The sequence below is a fragment of the Pseudomonas sp. Seg1 genome (genome assembly GCF_018326005.1).
Taxonomy (GTDB): Bacteria; Pseudomonadota; Gammaproteobacteria; order Pseudomonadales; family Pseudomonadaceae; genus Aquipseudomonas.
Genome location: NZ_AP021903.1, coordinates 6,099,044 through 6,119,930, shown reverse-complemented (window position 1 = coordinate 6,119,930; position 20,887 = coordinate 6,099,044). Strand labels below are relative to the sequence as shown.

Genomic DNA, 20,887 nt, shown 5'->3' with positions numbered 1-20,887 from the left:
TTCAGTGCCCCCCGGTTTTCGCGGACGATAGAGATCCCCTGTGGGAGCGACCCTGCTCGCGAAGGCGGCGGTGAACGTTACGCTCAGCGTAATGATTCACCACTGCGCTTGATTGATGCCCCCACCCCACACGCCTAACTTTGCTCCACGACAGCGAACCCCGTGGAGTGAGCATGACAACAACAATTTCCCCCGACTCGCGCTGGACGCGGCGGCGTGACGAGAAGCAGCGGCGTCTCGACAAGGTGCGCGGGCTGGCCGACGGTGTGGTGTTGCCCACCGACAAGATCGTCGCCGCGCTCGAAGCGCTGATTCATCCCGGCGACCGTGTGGTGCTGGAGGGCAACAACCAGAAGCAGGCGGATTTCCTCTCGCGCTCGCTGGCCAAGGCCGACCCGGAAAAGCTCCACGACCTGCACATGATCATGCCCAGCGTCGGTCGCTCCGAGCACCTTGATCTGTTCGAACGCGGCATCGCCCGCAAGCTCGATTTCTCTTTCGCCGGCACCCAGAGCCTGCGCATCAGCCAGTTGCTCGAAGACGGCTTGCTGGAAATCGGCGCGATCCACACCTACATCGAACTCTACGCCCGGCTGGTGGTGGACCTGATTCCCAACGTCGTGCTCTCGGCCGGGTTCATGGCCGACCGCGCCGGCAACATCTACACCGGCCCCAGTACCGAAGACACCCCGGCACTGATCGAGCCTGCCGCGTTCAGCGACGGCATCGTCATCGTCCAGGTCAACCAGTTGGTCGACGACGTCAGCGAACTGCCCCGCGTAGACATTCCCGCGTCATGGGTCGATTTCGTCGTGGTCGCCGACAAGCCGTTCTACATCGAACCGCTGTTCACCCGCGACCCGCGCCATATAAAGCCTGTACACGTATTGATGGCGATGATGGCGATTCGCGGGATCTACGAAAAACACAACGTGCAGTCACTCAACCACGGCATCGGTTTCAACACTGCCGCCATTGAACTGATCCTGCCGACCTACGGCGAATCCCTCGGTCTCAAGGGCAAAATCTGCCGCAACTGGACGCTCAACCCGCACCCGACGCTGATCCCGGCGATCGAAAGCGGCTGGGTCGAAAGCGTGCATTGCTTCGGCACCGAACTAGGCATGGAAAACTACATCGCCGCCCGCCCCGACGTATTCTTCACCGGCCGCGACGGCTCGCTGCGTTCCAACCGGATGTTCTGTCAACTGGCCGGGCAGTACGCGGTGGATCTATTCATCGGCGCGACGCTGCAGGTCGATGGCGATGGCCATTCCTCGACCGTCACCCGTGGCCGCCTCGCCGGTTTCGGTGGTGCGCCGAACATGGGCCACGACCCACGCGGTCGCCGTCACGGCACCCCGGCGTGGCTCGATATGCGCCATGACGACTCGCAGCAACCGATGCTCGAACGCGGCAAGAAACTCGTGGTGCAAATGGTCGAGACCTTCCAGGAGGGCGGCAAACCGACCTTCGTCGAAACCCTCGACGCGGTGGAAGTGGCGAAGAAAAGCGGCATGCCGCTGGCGCCGATCATGATCTACGGCGACGACGTCACCCACCTGCTCACCGAAGAAGGCATCGCCTACCTGTACAAAGCTCGTTCGCTGGACGAGCGTCAGGCGATGATCGCCGCCGTAGCGGGCGTCACCGCCATCGGCCTGCGCCACAACCCGAAAGACACCGAACGCATGCGCCGCGAAGGCCTGATCGCCTTGCCCGAAGACCTTGGCATCCGCCGCACTGACGCCACCCGCGAATTGCTCGCGGCGAAAAGCGTGGCTGATCTGGTCGAGTGGTCGGGTGGCTTGTACAACCCGCCCGCCAAATTCAGGAGCTGGTAATGCACGCACTTAACCTGCAAGCGAAACCGCTGTCCCTGGCTGATCGATTGGCCGATCTGGCGGTGGACGCGTTGATCGACGAAGCGGATCTGTCGCCGAAACCGGCACTGGTCGACCGGCGTGGCAACGGCGCGCACACCGATTTGCACCTGGGCCTGATGCACGCGTCGGCGTTGTCGCTGTGGCCGGCATTCAAGGAAATGTCTGAAGCGGCGGTTGAAACCGGTGAAGTAAATTCAACGTTGCGCGAAGCGATTGGCCGCATCGGTCGTGAAGGCGAGCAAGCCATGCTCGCCACCACCAATGGCGTAAACACTCATCGCGGGGCGATCTGGGCGTTGGGGCTTTTGGTCACTGCTGCTGCGCTGGAACCGCAATCCTCCCGCGCCAACGCAGTCTCCCTGCGCGCCGCACGTCTGGCCTTGCTGGATGACCGTTACGCACCCCAACCACTGAGCCATGGCGCCCAGGTCGCCCTGCGTTACGGCGCTCGCGGCGCCCGTGAGGAAGCGCAACTCGGCTTCCCGTCCGTGCTGCAACGTGGCCTGCCGCAACTGAAAAAAAGCCGCACCGCCGGGCATGGCGAACAGAACGCCCGACTCGACGCCTTGCTCGCAATCATGACTGACCTGGCCGACACCTGCGTGCTCTATCGCGCTGGCGAACAAGGCCTGCACGCCATGCAACACGGCGCGCAAGCAGTGCTCGACGCCGGTGGCAGCGCCAGCCTCAGCGGTCGCCGTCGCTTGCACGAACTGGATCAACAACTCATCGCATTGAATGCCTCGCCCGGTGGCGCCGCCGACTTGCTCGCCGCCACGCTGCTGCTCGACCGTATCGAGCGCGACGGCATCCTTCAGGGAGCGTTTTGATGGAAACCTTATCCTTTGAATTCCCCGCCGGGCAGCCGCCACGCGGGCGCGCGCTGGTCGGTTGTGTCGGCTCGGGCGATCTGGAAGTGCTGATCGAACCGGGCCTGGCCGGCAAGTTGACGATCAACGTGCAGACCTCGGTCAACGGTGCGCAGTTGCGTTGGCAGCATCTGTTTGCGCGGATGTTCGACGGCACCACGCCGCCGGCCATGGCCATCGATATCCACGATTTCGGCGCGACACCCGGCGTGGTGCGTCTGCGTCTGGAACAAGGTTTCGAGGAGATCGGCCATGACTGACAGCGCAGCGCTTTTGCACAAACACAGCTTCGTCGAACTCGGTGCGCGGCAACGGGCGAAAGCCTTGCTCGATGCCGGGACCTTCCGCGAACTGCTTGACCCGTTTCAACGCGTCATGTCGCCGTGGCTCGAACGCCAGGGCGTGGTGCCGCAAGCCGATGACGGCGTGGTGATCGCCAAGGGCAGCCTCGACGGTTTGCCGGTGGTGATTGCCGCGATTGAAGGCGCTTTCCAGGGCGGCAGCCTTGGCGAAGTCGGCGGGGCGAAGATTGCCGGTGCGCTGGAACTGGCCGCTGAGGACAACCGTAAAGGCATTCCTACTCGCGCGGTGTTGCTGCTGGAAACCGGTGGCGTGCGCTTGCAGGAGGCCAACCTCGGTTTGGCGGCAATTGCTGATATTCATGCGGCGATTGTCGATTTGCAGCGGTACCAACCGGTGGTTGGTGTGGTCGCCGGTAGCGTTGGTTGCTTCGGTGGTATGTCGATTGCGGCGGCGCTGTGCAGCTATTTGCTGGTGACTCAGGAAGCGCGCCTCGGTCTGAACGGCCCGCAGGTGATTGAGCAGGAAGCCGGGATCGAAGAATACGACTCCCGCGACCGGCCGTTCATCTGGAGCCTGACCGGTGGCGAGCAGCGTTTCGCCAGCGGCTTGGTGGATCGTTATGTCGCCGATGATGTGGCGCAGATCCGCCAGCAGGTCGGCGAATTGCTTCAGCAAGGTTTGCCGGCGCAGCCGCGCAGTCAACGCGCCGAATGGTTTCTGCAACGCCTGAGCAGTCTGAACACTGACCAGCAAATCGAACCGTCGGTGGTTCGCGATCTGTATCAAGGAGAGCGCTCATGAGCGGTTATTCACTGCGCGGTTTGAACTGGTTCAACGCCTTGAGCGCTGGTGCGAAAGCCGTGGAAGGTTTGCCGCCGTCGTTGCAAGTGGCCGATGGCGAACTCGGGCGTTTTATCGCTGTGGTCGCTGACCCGGACAACCGTTTCCCTCGTGCTCGCAATGGCGAAGTCGGCTTGCTCGAAGGCTGGGGTCTGGCCAAGGCTGTGGATGATGCAATCAGCGCTGACCGTGACAAAACGCACAAGCGCCCGATCATCGCCATCGTCGACGTACCGAGTCAGGCTTATGGTCGCCGCGAAGAAGCCCTCGGCATCCATCAGGCTTTGGCCGGCGCTGCGGACAGCTATGCCCGCGCGCGTTTGGCCGGGCATCCGGTGATTGCGTTGCTGGTGGGCAAGGCCATGTCCGGGGCGTTTCTCGCTCACGGTTATCAGGCCAACCGCTTGATCGCGCTGCGCGATCCGGGGGTGATGGTGCATGCGATGGGCAAGGCGTCGGCAGCGCGGGTGACCTTGCGCAGTGTCGAAGAGCTGGAAGCACTGGCCGCCAGTGTGCCGCCGATGGCTTACGACATCGACAGCTATGCGAGTCTCGGATTGCTCTGGGAAACCCTGTCGGTGCAGCAGATCGAACAACCGACAGCGGAAGATCTATCAAGGGTTAACGAGTGTTTGAAGCAAGCCATCGCTGATATCTCCAACACTGATCTGAGCAATCGCCTCGGCGCAAACAATCGTGCCGCTTCCAGCAAAGTGCGTGAACTGCTGAGGGCGCAGTGGTGAATACGCCGCTGGCTCACGACCTGCTCTGGGGCATGACGCCTGCGCAGTTGCCGGCGGATGCGCCGCTGTGGGCAGTCGAGTCGCTGGCCGCCGGGCAACCGGTGGTGGTGCGCCGGGCCGTGTGCACCGAGGGTTTTGTGGCCGTGGGCGTGCGCGGTGTGTTGCGCGAGCAGCGGCTGGCTGCTTTTATGGCGCTCGATTCGATTGCCTGTCGGGTTAGCCCCGAAGCGCTGTGTCATGTCGATTGCGAGTGCGATTTACCGGTCATGCGGGCGCTCAAGCAACTGCGGCCGATGCTTGATGACTGCGGTTGGGTCTGGGGTGTCAGCGGCAGCGTCGGGTTTGAACTGGCCAGTGGTTTTAAAGCGATGCACGCGGCCAGTGATCTCGATCTGATCCTGCGTACCCCGCAACTGCTCACCCGTAATCAGGCACGAAAACTGGTCGCGTTGTTCGATCAGGTCTTGTGCCGGGTCGACATGCAATTGCAGACGCCGTTCGGTGCTGTGGCCCTGCGCGAGTGGGCCAGCGGTTCGGCACGGGTGCTGCTGAAAAACGTCGATCAGGCCTGTCTGGTCGCCGATCCGTGGAATCCGCAGGAGCAGGCAGCGTGAGCAGTCTGCTGGTGTTTCCCGGCCAGGGCGCGCAGCAAGCAGGCATGCTCCAGCGTTTGCCTGGAGAAACGTTGACCGAGGCCAGTGATGTACTCGGTGAAGATGTGCGGTTGCTTGACTCTGCCGAGGCGCTGCGCACAACGAGGGCGGTGCAGCTTTGTCTGCTGATCGCCGGGGTCGCGGCTTCACGGCAGTTGTTGCAGGACGGACTCACGGCGGATTACGTCGCCGGTTTGTCCATCGGTGCTTACCCGGCAGCGGTGGTTGCGGGTGTATTGAGCTTCAGCGATGCGTTGCATCTGGTCAGCCTGCGCGGTGAGTTGATGCAGCAGGCTTATCCACAGGGCTATGGCATGACCGCAATCATCGGTCTGCAGTTATCCACCGTCGAAACGCTGCTGGCGCAGGTGCACAGCGAAGATTCGCCGGTGTACCTGGCCAACATCAACGCCGATAACCAGGTCGTCATTGCCGGCAGCGACGAGGCGATGCAAGCGGTCGCCGATCTGGCGCGCAGCCGTGGCGCCGGTCTGGCAAAGCGTCTGGCGGTGAGTGTGCCGTCGCACTGCCCGCTGCTGGAAAAACCGGCGCAAACCCTTGCCGAAGCCTTCGCCAAGGTAGAACTGAAAACCCCGAAAATTGCTTACCTGAGCGGCAGTCGTGCGCGTCCGGTCATCAAGCCCGAAGCGCTACGCGACGACCTCGCTTTCAACATGTGCCGCGTGGTGGACTGGCGCGGCACCGTGCAAAGCGCTTACGAGCGCGGTGTACGGTTACAGATCGAACTGCCGCCCGGTGCGGTGCTGACCGGGCTGGCGCGCCGGGTGTTCGAATCGGGCACTGTCACTGCCTTCGACAGTGCGCGGCTCGACACCTTGCAGGCGCTGTTGCGTGAGGAGGGAAGCCGCCAACTCTAAACCGCCGCGACTCAGGCTTCGAACAACAAAAACAACATTCGACGATGCACTTTGAGGACTACAACAATGATTATTTACGGTGTGGCGCTGTTGGCGATCTGTACGCTGGCAGGGGTGATCATGGGTGACATGCTCGGTGTGCTGCTGGGCGTCAAATCCAATGTCGGCGGGGTCGGCATCGCCATGATCCTGTTGATCTGCGCGCGGTTGTGGATGCAGAAGCGCGGTGGCATGACCAAGGATTGCGAGATGGGCGTCGGCTTCTGGGGCGCGATGTATATTCCGGTGGTGGTGGCGATGGCTGCGCAACAAAACGTCGTCACCGCCCTGCACGGCGGACCGGTGGCGGTGCTGGCGGCGATTGGTTCGGTGGTGGTGTGTGGTTGCACGATTGCCTTGATCAGCCGCACCCATAAGGGCGAGCCATTGCCCGACGAACCGGTGGAAGTCACTCCGGTCGGCACCCCGGTAGGAGGTCGCTGACATGTGGGCACTCATTGAAAACGGTCTGGAACACAACGGTCTGGTCACTGCTTTCGCCTTCGTCGGCGTGATCATGTGGGTGTCGGTGATTCTCTCGAAACGTCTGACGTTCGGGCGCATTCACGGCTCGGCGATTGCCATTGTCATTGGTCTGGTATTGGCCTGGGTCGGCGGCACCATGACTGGCGGGCAGAAGGGCCTGGCGGATCTGACGCTGTTCTCCGGTATCGGCCTGATGGGCGGGGCGATGTTGCGTGATTTCGCGATCGTCGCCACCGCGTTCGAAGTGCAGGCGACCGAGGCGAAGAAGGCCGGGATGATTGGTGTGATTGCGCTGCTGCTGGGCACGATCCTGCCGTTCATTGTCGGCGCGAGCATGGCCTGGGCCTTCGGTTACCGCGATGCGGTGAGCATGACCACCATTGGCGCGGGCGCGGTGACTTATATCGTCGGGCCGGTGACGGGGGCGGCGATTGGTGCGAGTTCGGATGTGATGGCGCTGTCGATTGCCACCGGGTTGATCAAGGCGATTCTGGTGATGGTCGGCACGCCGGTCGCGGCGCGTTGGATGGGCCTGGATAATCCGCGTTCGGCGATGGTGTTTGGCGGGTTGGCCGGGACGGTGAGCGGGGTGACGGCTGGGCTGGCGGCGACGGATCGGCGGTTGGTGCCTTATGGGGCGCTGACGGCTACGTTCCATACCGGGCTGGGGTGCTTGCTGGGGCCTTCGTTGTTGTACTTCATTGTTCGCGGGATTGTGGGCTGAGCCTCTCTAACTGATCGTTCCCACGCTCTGCGTGGGAATGCAGCCCGGGACGCTCTGCGTCCCAAAGCGGACGCGGAGCGTCCATTGAGGCATTCCCACGCGGAGCATGGGAACGATCATGGGGTGATCTGCCGATTGGCATACATCCGACACTCCGCCAACAACGCCAGCAGATTCGGATCCCTCTCCTTGGCCTTCAAGAACACCACACCAATGTGCTGCTGCAACCGGTACTTCTCCTGCAACGGAATCAACTTCACCCGGTTCTCATACACCGCCGCAATCCGCCCTGGCAGCAACGCATAACCCACCCCTGAACTGACCATGCTCAGCAGCGTGAAAATGTCATTCACCTGCATCGCCACTTTCGGTTCGAACCCCGCCTGCTTGAAAACCCGCACACCATCCTGATGGGTCGCGAAGCCTTGGGTCAGCGTGATGAACGTTTCATCACGTACTTCCGCCAAATCCACCTCACTGCGCTGGGCAAACCTTGAATCTGCTGGCGTCGCGAGAAAAATGTCATCGGAAAACAGCGCAATCTGCTCGCAATCCGGGTCGTTGATGCTGTCGTCCAGCGACACCAGGATCGCGTCGACTTCCATGTTCTTCAGCTTGTAGAGCAGGTCGATGTTTGAGCCAAGAATCAGATCGATGTTGAGTTCGCTGCGGCGGATCTTCAGGCCCATGATCAGTTGCGGTACGGTCTTCACCGTCAGCGAATACAACGAGCCAAGCTTGAAACGTTCAGCGGAGAACCCGGCGGCTTCGCGGGTCAGGCGTACGCTTTCGACCACGTCCTGAATCAGCTTCTGTGCGCGTTCTTCCAGCACATAAGCGCTTTCCAGTGGTGTCAGGTTGCGGCCTTCGTGCTTGAACAGCGGACAACGCAGGGCACTCTCCAGCGAGTGAATCGCGCGATGCACGCTGACATTGCTGGTCTGCAATTCGGCAGCGGCGCGGGCCAGATTGCCGGTGCGCATGAAGGCGAGGAACACCTCGAGTTTTTTCAGGGTCAATTCTTCGTCGATCAGCATGGCGTGGACTCTTTTTGGTATCGGCCGATTGTGCCCAATTAACCGGGCACGCGCAGGTTCGCGTTGAACAGAAACATTGCGCTTTTACGCTCAAGGCCCGAGCCTTGCGCGCTGCGGTAATGAATATTGAGGTGAGCGATACATGTATCACGGAGAACGATTGAACGCCTGGACCCATCTGGTCGGGGCGGTGGCGGCTTTTATCGGCGGGGTGTGGATGCTGGTGATCGCCAGCCTGGATGGCAGTCCATGGAAGATTGTCAGTGTGGCGATTTACGCTTTCACCCTGCTGGTGCTTTACAGCGCATCGACCGTGTACCACAGCGTGCGCGGGCGCAAAAAAGCGATCATGAAGAAGGTTGATCACTTTTCGATCTACCTGTTGATTGCCGGCAGTTATACGCCGTTCTGTCTGGTGACCCTGCGCGGGGTGTGGGGCTGGACGCTGTTCGGGATTGTCTGGGGGCTGGCGCTGATCGGGATCTTGCAGGAGATCAAACCGCGTTCCGAGGCGCGGATTCTGTCGATCGTGATCTACGCGGTGATGGGCTGGATCGTGCTGGTGGCGGTCAAGCCATTGATTGCGGCGCTGGGCACCATCGGTTTTGCCTGGCTGGCCACGGGCGGCGTGCTGTACACCGTGGGGATTATCTTTTTTGCCCTGGACCACCGGTTGCGACATGCACACGGGATCTGGCATCTGTTCGTCATCGCCGGGAGCCTGCTGCACTTTGTGGCGATTATGTTTTACGTCCTGTAGACCGAGGCGCTGCCAATCGCTGGCAAGCCAGCTCCCACAGGGTTCAGTGTTGTTCACAAATGTTGTGGTCAACAAGAAATCTGTGGGAGCTGGCTTGCCAGCGATGGCGTCCTAGAAATCACCCCAAAGTTGTTGGGCCACCGCCAGTGCAACCACCGGCGCGGTCTCGGTGCGCAACACTCGCGGGCCGAGGCGGGCGGCATGGAAGCCGTTGCCCTTGGCCTGCTCAACCTCAGCATCCGTCAGCCCACCCTCAGGCCCGATCAGAAACGCCAACGTCGCCGGTTTGGCATGGCTCACCATCGGCTGGGCAACCGGGTGCAGCACCAGCTTCAGATCAGCCTCGGTCTGTTTGATCCAGTCCGCCAACAGCACCGGCGGATGAATCACCGGCACCCGCGAACGCCCGCATTGCTCACAAGCGCTGATCGCCACCTGACGCCAGTGCAGCAGGCGTTTGTCGGCGCGTTCGTCCTTCAGGCGGACTTCGCAGCGGTCGCTGAAGATCGGGGTGATTTCATTCACGCCCAACTCGGTGGCTTTCTGGATCGCCCAGTCCATCCGCTCGCCACGGGAAAGGCCCTGGCCGAGGTGGATCTGCAGCGGCGATTCGACCTGGCCGGGCAATTGTTCGTCTATCTGTACGACGACGCGTTTCTTGCCGACTTCTACCAGCGATCCGCGAAACTCATGACCGGAGCCGTCGAACAGCTGCACCGCATCGCCCTCGGCCATGCGCAGCACGCGGCTGATGTAATGCGCCTGGGCTTCCGGCAATTCGTGTTCGCCAGTGCTCAGGGGGGCGTCGATAAAGAAGCGGGACAGTCTCATGCGGGGTCTCTGTAAAGTTTGTAAAAGTCTGGCGGCCCCATCGCTGGCAAGCCAGCTCCCACAAGGTTTTGCGCAGAACCTGTGGGAGCTGGCTTGCCAGCGATGACTGTAGTCCGGTCACCGCTGAAGCTTAAGTGAAATAGATCAGCCCGGATCGCGGAAACCGGGGTGAAAGTCTTTCGGCACCGCCACGCTGACACTGTCACGCGTAGCAATGTCGATACCTTCGCTGGCGACTTCGGCGAGGAAGTCGATCTGTTCCGGGGTGATCACGTACGGCGGCAGGAAATACACCACGCTGCCCAGCGGCCGCAGCAACGCGCCACGCTCCAGCGCATGCTGGAACACCTTCAAGCCACGGCGCTCCTGCCAAGGGTAGGCCTCTTTCGTGGCTTTATCCTTGACCATCTCGATGGCCAGCACCATGCCGGTCTGGCGCACTTCAGAGACGTTCGGGTGATCGACCAGATGTGCCGTCGCCGAGGCCATGCGCTGGGCCAGTGCCTTGTTGTTCTCGATCACATTGTCCTGCTCGAAGATATCCAGCGTCGCCAACGCCGCCGCGCACGCCAGCGGATTGCCGGTGTAGCTGTGCGAATGGAGGAAGGCGCGCAGTGTTGGATAATCGTCGTAGAACGCGCTGTAAACCTCGTCGGTGGTCAGGCACGCCGCCAGCGGCAGGTAACCACCGGTCAGGGCCTTGGACAGGCAGAGGAAGTCCGGACGGATGCCGGCCTGCTCGCAGGCAAACATCGTCCCGGTACGGCCGAAGCCGACGGCGATTTCGTCGAGGATCAAATGCACGCCGTAGCGGTCGCAGGCCTCGCGCAGCAGTTTCAGATACACCGGGTGATACATGCGCATGCCGCCGGCGCCTTGAATCAGCGGCTCGACGATCACTGCCGCAACACTGTCATGATGCTCGGCCAGGGTTTGCTCCATGGCCGCGAACATATTGCGCGAGTGCTCTGCCCAGCTCATGCCTTCAGGGCGCCCGTAGCAATCCGGGCTCGGCACCTTGATGGTGTCCATCAGCAGCGCTTTATAGGTCTCGGTGAACAGCGGCACGTCGCCAACGGCCATCGCCGCCATGGTTTCGCCGTGGTAGCTGTTGGTCAGAGTGACAAAGCGCTTCTTGGCAGGCTGGCCGCGATTGAGCCAGTAGTGAAAGCTCATTTTCAGCGCGACTTCGATGCAGGACGACCCGTTATCGGCGTAGAACACCCGGTTCAGGCCTTCCGGCGTCATCTTCACCAGACGCTCGGACAGCTCGATCACCGGTTGATGGCTGAAACCGGCCAGAATCACGTGTTCCAGTTGATCGACCTGATCCTTGATGCGCTGGTTGATGCGCGGGTTGGCGTGGCCGAACACATTGACCCACCACGAGCTGACCGCGTCGAGGTAGCGCTTGCCTTCGAAGTCTTCGAGCCAGACGCCTTCGCCGCGCTTGATCGGGATCAGCGGCAGCTGTTCGTGGTCTTTCATCTGGGTGCAGGGATGCCACAGCACCGCGAGATCGCGTTGCATCCACTGGTTATTCAGGCCCATTTACAGTCTCCTCGAGGCGGCTCGCGTCTGGCGCGGGCAAACAATCGCGCAAGCCTATGCAATGCATCGCGTCGGGACAACCCATTGTGTCGATTGAGCTACTTTGTATGGGCCGATAGACGTCGCTGGCGGCGTTTTGATGGCTGACGTATTCTTCGCGGTTCTTTGGGTCGTCTGACCCGCAAAACTGCTTTTTCCTACGTGTTTTTCCGGAGTTCGCTGAATGTCTGTCGGTTGGCTGCGCGCCTGTGCGCTGGTGATGTTGGGGCTGTTCAGCGTTACGGCGCTGGCCAAGGATAAAACCGCAATCGTGATCGGCGGCGGCCTGTCGGGCCTGACCGCCGCTTACGAACTGCAAAACAAAGGCTGGCAGGTCACGCTGCTGGAAGCCAAGCCAAGTCTGGGCGGTCGCTCGGGCATGGCCACCAGCGAGTGGATCGGCAACGACAAGACCCAGCCGGTGCTGAACAAGTACGTTTCGACTTTCAAGCTGGGCACCACGCCAGCGCCGGAATTCGTGCGGACGCCGGGTTATCTGATCGACGGCGAGTATTTCTCTGCTGCTGATCTGGCGACCAAGCAACCGGCCACCGCCGATGCCTTGAAGCGCTATCAGAAAACCCTCGACGATCTGGCGCGTTCGATTGATGACCCGCAAAACCCGGCGGCGACCAACACTCTGCACGCACTGGATCAGATCAACGTGTCGAGCTGGCTCGACAAGCAGAACCTGCCGGCCACGGCGCGTCAGTTGATCAACCAGGACATCCGCACTCACTACGACGAGCCTTCGCGCCTGTCGCTGCTGTATTTCGCTCAGCAGAACCGCGTCTATCGCGGCATCTCCGACCGTGACCTGCGCGCTTCGCGTCTGGTCGGCGGCAGCCAGGTGCTGGCACAGGCGTTCGTCAAACAGATCAAGACCATCAAGACCAACTCGCCGGTCTCGGCCATCACTCAGGACAAGGACGGCGTGACCGTCAAAGTCGGCAGTGTTGGCTACCAGGCCGACTACGTGGTGCTGGCCGTGCCACTGCGCGCGCTGAACAAGATTGCGCTGACCCCGGCGCTGGACGCTCAGCACCTGGCCGCGATCAAGGGCACCAACTACGGCTGGCGCGACCAGATCATGCTGAAGTTCAAGACGCCGGTGTGGGAAAGCAAGGCGCGCATGTCCGGCGAGATCTACAGCAACGCCGGTCTGGGCATGCTCTGGATCGAGCCAGCGCTGAAGGGCGGCGCCAACGTGGTGATCAACCTCTCTGGCGACAACGCCCGTGTGATGCAGGCGTTTGGCGACAAGCAGATGGTCGATCAGGTGCTGATCCGTCTGCACGCGTTTTATCCACAGGCCCGTGGCTCGTTCACCGGTTATGAAATCCGTCGCTACAGCACCGACCCGTCGATGGGCGGCGCCTACCTGGCTTACGGCCCGGGCCAGATCAGCAAGTTCTGGCGTATCTGGGAACGTCCGCTGCAACGCGTAGCGTTCGCCGGCGAACACACCGACACCTTGTACCCGGGCACACTGGAAGGCGCGCTGCGCACCGGCCAGCGTGCGGCCAGTCAGGTTGAAGATCTGGCAGCTGGCAAATCGTTTGAACCGGCGAAAGTGGTACCGGCCGCAGCAGCGGCAGGCGCGGCGGGTGCCGTGGCAGCGAAGAAGGGCAACTTCTTCAGCAATCTGTTTGGTGGTTCGGATGACGAGAAGAAGCCTGAGCCTGTGAAAGCGCCAGAGCCGGCTCCAGCTCCGGTCGCTCCAGCGCCTGCGCCGACCCCGGCACCTGCGCCAGCTCCGGTGGAGGCACCGAAGCCTGCCGCTCCGGTGAAAGCCGAGCCTGCGAAGAAAGCGGCGGCCAAGCCAGCGGCGAAGAAGCCTGCGGCTAAAACCGAAGTGAAAAAGCCTGCGGCGAAACCGGCAGCGAAGAAGGCTGAACCGGCGAAGAAGCCAGCAGCCAAGCCTGCTGCAGCGACTGAGACCAAGGTGCAGTAAGGCCTTGTGGTGAATGAAGAAGCGCGGCACTTATGCCGCGCTTTTTTTTGCCTGTAACGGCCTCATCGCGGGCAAGCCAGCTCCCACAGGTTTCTGAGGTGAACGCAGAATTTGTGACCGCCACCGACCACTGTGGGAGCGGGCTTGCCCGCGATGAGGCCTGTTCAAACAGCACATCTTCAGGATCTTCCACCTAGCATCCCTCCGCACTTTTCCTTTTAATCCTTCCTTAATTCACCACTTCCAGACTCTTGATCGTATTTCTCGATATTTCAAAGCGAAATTTTCCGCTTTAATTCGATAGATAACTCGCTAGTCTTGGTTCGCAGTTCTCACAGGATTTGGGCAATGCAGCTACGTAACTCTTCTTCGCGCTATGGTTGGGTCAGCATCTTCATGCACTGGGGCGTGGCGCTGGTGGTCTTCGGGCTGTTCGCGTTGGGTCTGTGGATGGTCGGGCTGGATTACTACAGTACCTGGCGCAAAGACGCGCCGGATCTGCACAAGAGCATCGGTCTGGTGCTGCTCGGTGTGATGGTCTTGCGGGTGGTGTGGCGCTTTATCAGCCCACCGCCGCCGACGCTGCAAAGCTACAGCCGCATGACCCGCATCGGCGCCAAGTTCGGCCACGGGTTTCTGTATCTGGCGCTGTTCGCTGTGATGATTGCCGGTTACCTGATTTCCACCGCAGACGGTGTCGGGATTCCGGTGTTTGGCCTGTTTGAAGTTCCTGCACTGGTCTCCGGGCTACCGGATCAGGCAGATACCGCTGGGGTGATTCATCTCTGGCTGGCGTGGGCGCTGGTAATTTTTTCCGGTCTCCATGCGTTGGCAGCATTGAAGCACCACTTTATCGATCGTGATGCGACCCTGACGCGAATGCTCGGTCGCAAAGCCTGAAGTTCAACCTCGACTCAAAGGAAAAGAAAGCATGTTGAAAAAGACTCTGGCCGCTCTGGCAATCGGTTCTGCACTGCTCTCGGCTGGTCAGGCCATGGCTGCGGATTACAAAATCGACAAGGAAGGCCAGCACGCCTTCGTTGACTGGAAAATCAGCCACCTGGGTTACAGCTTCATCCACGGTACGTTCAAAGACTTCGACGGTACTTTCTCGTGGGATTCGGCCAAGCCTGAAGCCAGCAAGATTGCCGTTGACGTGAAAACCGCCAGCCTGTGGTCGAACCATGCCGAGCGTGACAAGCACATCGCCAGCAAAGACTTCCTCGACGTGGGCAAATTCGCTGACGCCAAGTTCGTCTCCACCGCCGTCAAGTCGACCGGTGACAAGACCGCTGACGTGACCGGTGACCTGACCCTGCACGGTGTGACCAAGCCTGTGACCTTCAAGGCCACGTTCAACGGCGAAGGCAAGGATCCATGGGGCGGCGAACGTGCTGGCTTTAACGCCAAGACCACGCTTAACCTGAACGATTTCGGGATCAAGGGCCCAGGTCCTTCCTCGCAAACCGCGGACCTGGACATCTCGCTGGAAGGTGTGAAAGTTAAATAACTTTCCCCGGCCACATAAAAACGCCCCCGATCAAAAGACCGGGGGCGTTTTTTATTGCCTGCGACACATACACACATCCCCTTTGGGAGCGAGCCTGCTCGCGAAGGCGGCGGGTCAGTCAGCAATGATGTTGGCTGAATGACCGCTTTCGCGAGCAGGCTCGCTCCCACAGGGGAGATGCGGTGATTCAGGGGTATTTGTGGCGCCATAAAAAATGCCCCGACTCTTTCGAGGCGGGGCATTTTTCAATGCGGCGTCAACTCAGCGATTGCGGGTCAGCAAGGCTGGTTTTTCGCCACGCGGACGGCTTGGCAGTTGATCGAGCTGCTCAGGGGTCGGGAAGCGATCAGCCTTCGACTCCTTGTGCATGATCTTCGGGCCGGTGCTGCGCGGGTTCTGCACGGCGGGTTCGCTGCGTGGCTGATCGTCACGGGCCGGACGACGGTTGCGCGACGACGAGGATGATTCGTCGCGACGACCCGACTGACCGTCACGCGGCGCACCATTGCGTGGGCCGCTGCGTTTGCCCGGCGGGGTGCCGGTGCTCGAACCGTTGCTGTTGCGCGGACCGTTCTGGCGACCTTGCGGCTGACCGCCGCGTGGTGCGCCGGCACCAGCGCCTGCGCCTTGAGCCGGTGCGCCTGGACGACGGCCACGGCCGCCGGCAGGGGCAGGCTTGGGCACGTAGTCAACGCGGTTGCCGAAGTTATCGATATCGTCGTCGAGGAACTCGTCCGGTGCACGATCAGCTGCTGCGCGTGGCGGTTGGCTCGGACGCTGTTCGCGGGCCGGAGTACCTTCGCGTGGCTTCTGCTGACGGGCAGGGCGTTCGCCGCGTTCGCCGGCAGGTTTCTCTTTGCCCTTGTCCTTGCCTTTGTCTTTACGACCGCCGCCACCGCCGCCGCCATTCGGGCCGTCGCCGCGAGGACCACGGGAATTGCGCGGGTTGCGCACGTCGGGACGTTCGCGCACTTCAGGCTTCTCGGCCTCGATGGTGCTGGAGTCAAAGCCCATCAGATCGCCGTCGGCAATCTTCTGTTTGGTCATGCGTTCGATGCTTTTCAGCAGTTTCTCTTCGTCCGGTGCGACCAGCGAAATCGCCTCGCCCGAACGACCGGCGCGGCCAGTACGGCCGATACGGTGTACGTAATCTTCATCGACGTTTGGCAGCTCGAAGTTGACCACGTGTGGCAACTGATCGATGTCCAGACCGCGAGCAGCGATGTCGGTGGCGACCAGAATGCGCACTTCACCAGCCTTGAAGTCGGCCAGGGCTTTGGTGCGAGCGTTCTGGCTCTTGTTACCGTGGATCGCCACAGCCGGCAGGCCGTGTTTGTCCAGGTACTCGGCCAGGCGATTGGCGCCGTGCTTGGTGCGGGTGAACACCAGCACCTGTTCCCAAGCACCTGCGGTGATCAGGTGCGCCAGCAGCGCACGCTTGTGGCTGGCCGGCAGACGGAACACGCGCTGTTCGATGCGCTCGACCGTGGTGTTCGGCGGCGTCACTTCGATGCGTTCCGGGTTATGCAGCAGCTTGCCGGCAAGATCGGTGATGTCTTTGGAGAACGTTGCCGAGAACAGCAGGTTCTGACGCTTGGCCGGCAGACGTGCGAGGACTTTCTTCACGTCGTGGACGAAGCCCATGTCGAGCATGCGGTCAGCTTCGTCGAGGACGAGGATTTCAACGTGGGACAGGTCAACGCTGCCTTGGCCGCAGAGGTCGAGCAAACGACCCGGGCAGGCGACGAGAACGTCGACGCCACGGGACATGGCCTGAACCTGTGGGTTCATGCCGACGCCGCCGAAGATGCAGGCGCTGACGAATTTCAGGTCACGGGCGTAGATCTTGAAGCTCTCGTGTACCTGGGCCGCGAGTTCGCGGGTCGGGGTCAGGACCAGGACGCGCGGTTGGCGCGGGCCGTGACGCTGGGATTTGTCCGGGTGACCGTTGGGGAACAACCGCTCCAGGATCGGAAGGGCGAAGCCGCCGGTTTTACCGGTACCTGTCTGAGCCGCAACCATCAGGTCGCGACCTTGCAACACGGCGGGAATAGCCCGCTGTTGCACCGGAGTAGGCTCGGTATAGCCCGCATCTTCGATGGCGCGGACTAAAGCCTCGGAGAGACCGAGGGAAGCAAAGGACATGAGTAATCCTGTTTTAGTTAGGGCTTGGCCCAATGGGAGTCTTGCCTGGCGCGAATCACGTTTAAGAGGACGTAATCCCGTCCGGTCCTGCTGCGGTTCCAAAGGCACGTCAGGAGCGCTCGCGCGGGCTGAAAGCTGCGCTGTAGCGGGTCGAGAGGCCTGTTACGGTTCCGGGCGTCCGGGCGTGAGCCTGGCGGGAACGCCGGAGTATAACAGAGCATTCATTGCGCGCTGCTTTCCTGCTGCTCAACGGTTTTACTGTTGGCCGAGGCATTGCCCAGCGGTGCGGCAACGTTGGGCGCCGCGCCATAGCGTGCGCTCAGCTCGGCGTACGCTGGTTCGCGCTTGAATCGCTTGAGCTCGGCACCGAAACGCTGCACCAGCAAATCCATCCCGGCATTGCGCCGAACCGCAAGAAACTGGCTCTGACGGCTAATGACTGTGGGGTTTTCGCTGATCTGATCGCGAATATTCAACTGATCGAGCAAATGCTGGCCGACGCGGCGGTCGGTGATCAGCAGGTCAATGCGTCCACGCAGCAGTTTGCCGAAATTGGCTTCGTGGGTCGGTGCCGGTTCGCGGGTAAACAGTGTCGATTCGCTGAAGTCGGGGCTGTACAGATAACCCGGTGAGGTGCCGATGGTCAGGCCTTTGAGTTCTTCGAGGTTGCTGAAGGGGTGCGGTCGATCGTTGGCGTAGAACATCACGAACTCGACATCCGACAGCGGTTCGCTGGGGTAGAGCAGGGTGGCATCGCGCTCGTCGCTGTGGAAGATATCCAGTGCGCCGTCGGCCTGGCCGGTTTCCAGCATCGACAGGCAGCGTTTCCATGGCAGGAATTGCCATTCGACTTCAATGCCCAGGCGCTTGAACACGATGGCGGTGGTTTCGTAGTCGAGCCCGAGGTTTTTGCCGTTCTCCTCGTAGACATAAGGCGCCCACGGTTCGGTGACAATGCGCAGCTTCTCGCCTCGAGCGGCGAAGCTCAGGCAAGCAAAAACCAGCACGGTGAATAACTGCGCGATCAAAGGCATGGCTTGAGATTACGACGAGAAACGTGAAAGAGCCAGAAAGTGGCCGCACAAGCTCTAATTCGCGGATTCAAACGCAAAAAATCGCAGCAACGACAACCCTTGGAGGAGCTGCCGAAGGCTGCGATCTCTTGATCCTGCTTCTAACGCTTAACGCGGTAACTTCAGGTTATTCCAGATCGCCAGGCTAGGCTCAGCCTGGTTCATGGAATAGAAATGCAGTCCCGGCGCGCCACCTTGCAGCAGGCGCTCGCACATCTCGCTGACAACTTGCTCACCAAAGCGCTGAATGCTTTGGCTGTCATCGCCGTAGGCTTCCAGTTGCTTGCGGATCCAGCGCGGAATTTCCGCACCGCAGGCATCGGAGAAGCGCGCGAGTTTGCTGTAGTTGGTGATCGGCATGATTCCCGGTACTACCGGAATATCCACACCCAGCGCCTGCAAACGGTCGACGAAGTAGAAGTAGCTGTCGGCGTTGAAGAAATACTGGGTGATCGCGCTGTCGGCGCCAGCGCGGGCCTTGCGCACGAAGTTGGCGAGATCGTCTTCGTAATTGCGCGCTTGCGGATGCATCTCCGGGTAAGCGGCGACTTCGATGTGGAAGTGATCGCCGGTTTCTTCACGAATGAATTCAACCAGTTCATTGGCGTGACGCAGCTCACCGCTGGTCATGCCCATGCCGGACGGCAGGTCGCCACGCAGGGCAACGATGCGCTTGATGCCGGCAGCCTTGTACTCGTTCAGCAGGCCGCGCAGGTCGTCCTTGCTGTCGCCGACGCACGACAGGTGCGGTGCGGCCGGTACTTTGACTTCGCTTTCCAGTTGCAGAACGGTGTTGAGGGTGCGATCACGGGTCGAACCACCAGCGCCATAGGTGCAGGAGAAGAAATCGGGATTGTACGTTGCCAACTGACGGGCAACGTTGAGCAGCTTTTCATGCCCAGCATCGGTCTTGGTCGGGAAGAACTCGAAGCTGTAGCGACGGTCTTGGGACATGGAGGGAGCCTCCAGCTACAAGCTGCAAGCTTCAAGCTGCAAGAGCAGCGGAGGTGCGCCGGTCTCTTGTGCCTGAAGCTTGCGGCCTGACACTGTTTTGAAATAGGGGCGGAGCCTCAGGCTTCGCACGGCAAGTTCGGCTTTTGACCTCGCTTGCCGCTTGAAGCTAGACGCTCGCAGCTGCTCTTGTCTTAGTAGCGGTAAGCGTGCGGCTTGAACGGGCCTTCGACGGTGACGCCGATGTAGTCAGCCTGTTGCTTGGTCAGTTGCGTGACCACGCCGCCGAAGCCGCGAACCATTTCCAGGGCCACTTCTTCGTCGAGTTTCTTCGGCAGTACTTCAACGGTCAGACGCTCGGCTTTCTGGGCTGGCGACAGGTCGGCGTACTTCTGGCCGAACAGGAAGATCTGCGCCAGAACCTGGTTGGCGAACGAACCGTCCATGATGCGGCTCGGGTGACCAGTGGCGTTGCCCAGGTTCACCAGGCGGCCTTCGGCCAGCAGGATCAGGTAGTCGTCGTTCTGCGCATCGAAAGCGCCCGGGCCGGTACGGTGGATCTTGTGTACCTGTGGCTTCACTTCTTCCCATGCCCAGTTCTTGCGCATGAAAGCGGTGTCGATTTCGTTGTCGAAGTGACCGATGTTGCAGACAACGGCGCGCTTCTTCAGGGCTTTGAGCATGTTCGCGTCGCAAACATTGACGTTACCGGTGGTGGTCACGATCAGGTCGATCTTGCCCAGCAGCGCTTTGTCGATGCTTGCTTCGGAACCGTCGTTGATACCGTCGATGAACGGCGAAACCAGTTCGAAACCGTCCATGCACGCTTGCATGGCGCAGATCGGGTCAACTTCGGAAACCTTGACGATCATGCCTTCCTGACGCAGGGACTGCGCGGAGCCCTTGCCCACGTCACCGTAACCGATGACCAGCGCTTGCTTGCCGGACAGCAGGTGGTCGGTACCACGCTTGATCGCGTCGTTCAGGCTGTGACGGCAGCCGTACTTGTTGTCGTTCTTGGACTTGGTCACCGAGTCGTTGACGTTGATGGCCGGGATTTTCAGCTCGCCCTTGGCCAGCATGTCCAGCAGACGGTGTACGCCGGTGGTGGTTTCTTCGGTCACGCCGTGAACGCGATCCAGAACCTGTGGGTACTTGTCGTGCAGCAGCTGAGTCAGGTCGCCGCCGTCGTCGAGGATCATGTTGGCGTCCCATGGCTGGCCATCCTTCAGGATGGTCTGCTCCAGGCACCACTCGTACTCTTCTTCGGTTTCACCTTTCCAGGCGAAAACCGGGATACCGGCAGCGGCGATAGCGGCAGCAGCCTGATCCTGAGTGGAGAAAATGTTGCACGACGACCAGCGCACTTCGGCACCCAGGGCAACCAGGGTTTCGATCAGCACGGCAGTCTGAATGGTCATGTGGATGCAGCCGAGGATCTTGGCGCCTTTCAACGGCTGTTCGCCGGAGTACTTGCGACGCAGACCCATCAGGGCCGGCATTTCCGATTCGGCGATGATGGTTTCGCGACGGCCCCAGGCAGCCAGGGACATGTCGGCAACTTTGTAATCGTTAAAATCTGCAGGCGTGATAACAGCGCTCATGAAGAGCCTCC

20 protein-coding genes are annotated in these 20,887 nt (G+C 60.9%); 13 read left to right on the top strand and 7 right to left on the bottom strand.

Features of this window, described 5'->3' with window-relative positions; genetic code table 11:
- Window positions 1-173: 173 nt before the first annotated feature.
- The 9 genes from mdcA to madM all read left to right on the top strand — a co-directional run bounded on the left by mdcA (window position 174) and on the right by madM (window position 7,421).
- A complete protein-coding gene (gene mdcA / locus KI231_RS27530) occupies window positions 174-1,844 on the top strand; it encodes a malonate decarboxylase subunit alpha (protein WP_213026838.1) in 1,671 nt (556 codons plus the stop codon).
- Window positions 1,844-2,716 (top strand): triphosphoribosyl-dephospho-CoA synthase, encoded by an 873-nt coding sequence (locus KI231_RS27525; RefSeq protein WP_213026837.1) that lies wholly within the window; start codon window positions 1,844-1,846, stop codon window positions 2,714-2,716. Before mdcA ends, KI231_RS27525 begins: the two co-directional genes overlap by 1 nt.
- Window positions 2,716-3,015, top strand: coding sequence for a malonate decarboxylase subunit delta (locus KI231_RS27520; RefSeq protein WP_007913697.1), 300 nt, complete (start codon window positions 2,716-2,718; stop codon window positions 3,013-3,015). Before KI231_RS27525 ends, KI231_RS27520 begins: the two co-directional genes overlap by 1 nt.
- The gene (locus KI231_RS27515; RefSeq protein ID WP_213026836.1) at window positions 3,008-3,859 is read left to right on the top strand and encodes a biotin-independent malonate decarboxylase subunit beta; all 852 of its coding nucleotides are present in this window, start codon (window positions 3,008-3,010) and stop codon (window positions 3,857-3,859) included. Before KI231_RS27520 ends, KI231_RS27515 begins: the two co-directional genes overlap by 8 nt.
- Entirely contained in the window at window positions 3,856-4,641 is a 786-nt protein-coding gene (gene mdcE / locus KI231_RS27510) for a biotin-independent malonate decarboxylase subunit gamma (protein ID WP_213026835.1), read from the top strand. Before KI231_RS27515 ends, mdcE begins: the two co-directional genes overlap by 4 nt.
- Window positions 4,635-5,255: a malonate decarboxylase holo-ACP synthase gene (locus KI231_RS27505; protein WP_213026834.1), complete on the top strand. Its 621-nt coding sequence runs from the start codon at window positions 4,635-4,637 to the stop codon at window positions 5,253-5,255. Before mdcE ends, KI231_RS27505 begins: the two co-directional genes overlap by 7 nt.
- Window positions 5,252-6,172, top strand: coding sequence for a malonate decarboxylase subunit epsilon (mdcH, locus tag KI231_RS27500; RefSeq protein ID WP_213026833.1), 921 nt, complete (start codon window positions 5,252-5,254; stop codon window positions 6,170-6,172). The genes KI231_RS27505 and mdcH overlap by 4 nt, the downstream gene beginning before the upstream one ends.
- A gap of 66 nt (window positions 6,173-6,238) precedes the next feature.
- Complete coding sequence (gene madL, locus KI231_RS27495) at window positions 6,239-6,655, top strand: malonate transporter subunit MadL (RefSeq protein ID WP_003229065.1); 417 nt, start codon at window positions 6,239-6,241, stop codon at window positions 6,653-6,655.
- A 1-nt stretch (window position 6,656) separates the two neighbouring features.
- Window positions 6,657-7,421, top strand: a complete 765-nt coding sequence (gene madM, locus KI231_RS27490; RefSeq protein ID WP_213026832.1) for a malonate transporter subunit MadM — start codon at window positions 6,657-6,659, stop codon at window positions 7,419-7,421.
- Between the two features lie 116 nt (window positions 7,422-7,537).
- Here the strand turns inward: madM and KI231_RS27485 are convergent, their stop codons facing one another.
- On the bottom strand, window positions 7,538-8,458 hold the full coding sequence (locus KI231_RS27485) for a LysR family transcriptional regulator (RefSeq protein WP_213026831.1): 921 nt from the start codon (window positions 8,456-8,458) through the stop codon (window positions 7,538-7,540).
- Between the two features lie 142 nt (window positions 8,459-8,600).
- On the opposite strand from KI231_RS27485, the gene trhA reads away from it, so the two are divergent.
- Window positions 8,601-9,218, top strand: a complete 618-nt coding sequence (trhA, locus tag KI231_RS27480; protein ID WP_103304284.1) for a PAQR family membrane homeostasis protein TrhA — start codon at window positions 8,601-8,603, stop codon at window positions 9,216-9,218.
- A 111-nt stretch (window positions 9,219-9,329) separates the two neighbouring features.
- Here the strand turns inward: trhA and KI231_RS27475 are convergent, their stop codons facing one another.
- Complete coding sequence (locus KI231_RS27475) at window positions 9,330-10,049, bottom strand: 16S rRNA (uracil(1498)-N(3))-methyltransferase (protein ID WP_213026830.1); 720 nt, start codon at window positions 10,047-10,049, stop codon at window positions 9,330-9,332.
- A 144-nt stretch (window positions 10,050-10,193) separates the two neighbouring features.
- Window positions 10,194-11,600 (bottom strand): adenosylmethionine--8-amino-7-oxononanoate transaminase, encoded by a 1,407-nt coding sequence (locus tag KI231_RS27470; RefSeq protein ID WP_213026829.1) that lies wholly within the window; start codon window positions 11,598-11,600, stop codon window positions 10,194-10,196.
- Between the two features lie 223 nt (window positions 11,601-11,823).
- Here KI231_RS27470 and KI231_RS27465 point away from each other — a divergent pair, with 223 nt between their 5' ends.
- The 3 genes from KI231_RS27465 (at window position 11,824) to KI231_RS27455 (ending at window position 15,103) form a co-directional block, all read left to right on the top strand.
- Window positions 11,824-13,593, top strand: a complete 1,770-nt coding sequence (locus KI231_RS27465; protein ID WP_103304281.1) for a flavin monoamine oxidase family protein — start codon at window positions 11,824-11,826, stop codon at window positions 13,591-13,593.
- A gap of 348 nt (window positions 13,594-13,941) precedes the next feature.
- Window positions 13,942-14,493 carry a cytochrome b gene (locus KI231_RS27460; RefSeq protein WP_213026828.1) on the top strand — a complete coding sequence of 184 codons (552 nt, stop codon included), beginning with the start codon at window positions 13,942-13,944 and terminating at the stop codon, window positions 14,491-14,493.
- Between the two features lie 31 nt (window positions 14,494-14,524).
- Window positions 14,525-15,103 carry a YceI family protein gene (locus KI231_RS27455; protein WP_103304279.1) on the top strand — a complete coding sequence of 193 codons (579 nt, stop codon included), beginning with the start codon at window positions 14,525-14,527 and terminating at the stop codon, window positions 15,101-15,103.
- 261 nt (window positions 15,104-15,364) lie between these two features.
- Here the strand turns inward: KI231_RS27455 and rhlE2 are convergent, their stop codons facing one another.
- The 4 genes from rhlE2 to ahcY all read right to left on the bottom strand — a co-directional run bounded on the left by rhlE2 (window position 15,365) and on the right by ahcY (window position 20,876).
- Window positions 15,365-17,248 carry an RNA helicase RhlE2 gene (gene rhlE2, locus KI231_RS27450; RefSeq protein ID WP_213026827.1) on the bottom strand — a complete coding sequence of 628 codons (1,884 nt, stop codon included), beginning with the start codon at window positions 17,246-17,248 and terminating at the stop codon, window positions 15,365-15,367.
- A gap of 221 nt (window positions 17,249-17,469) precedes the next feature.
- Entirely contained in the window at window positions 17,470-18,282 is an 813-nt protein-coding gene (locus KI231_RS27445; protein ID WP_213026826.1) for a substrate-binding periplasmic protein, read from the bottom strand.
- Between the two features lie 147 nt (window positions 18,283-18,429).
- Window positions 18,430-19,275, bottom strand: coding sequence for a methylenetetrahydrofolate reductase [NAD(P)H] (metF, locus tag KI231_RS27440; protein WP_003229047.1), 846 nt, complete (start codon window positions 19,273-19,275; stop codon window positions 18,430-18,432).
- A gap of 191 nt (window positions 19,276-19,466) precedes the next feature.
- Complete coding sequence (ahcY, locus tag KI231_RS27435; RefSeq protein ID WP_064388105.1) at window positions 19,467-20,876, bottom strand: adenosylhomocysteinase; 1,410 nt, start codon at window positions 20,874-20,876, stop codon at window positions 19,467-19,469.
- Window positions 20,877-20,887: the final 11 nt, after the last annotated feature.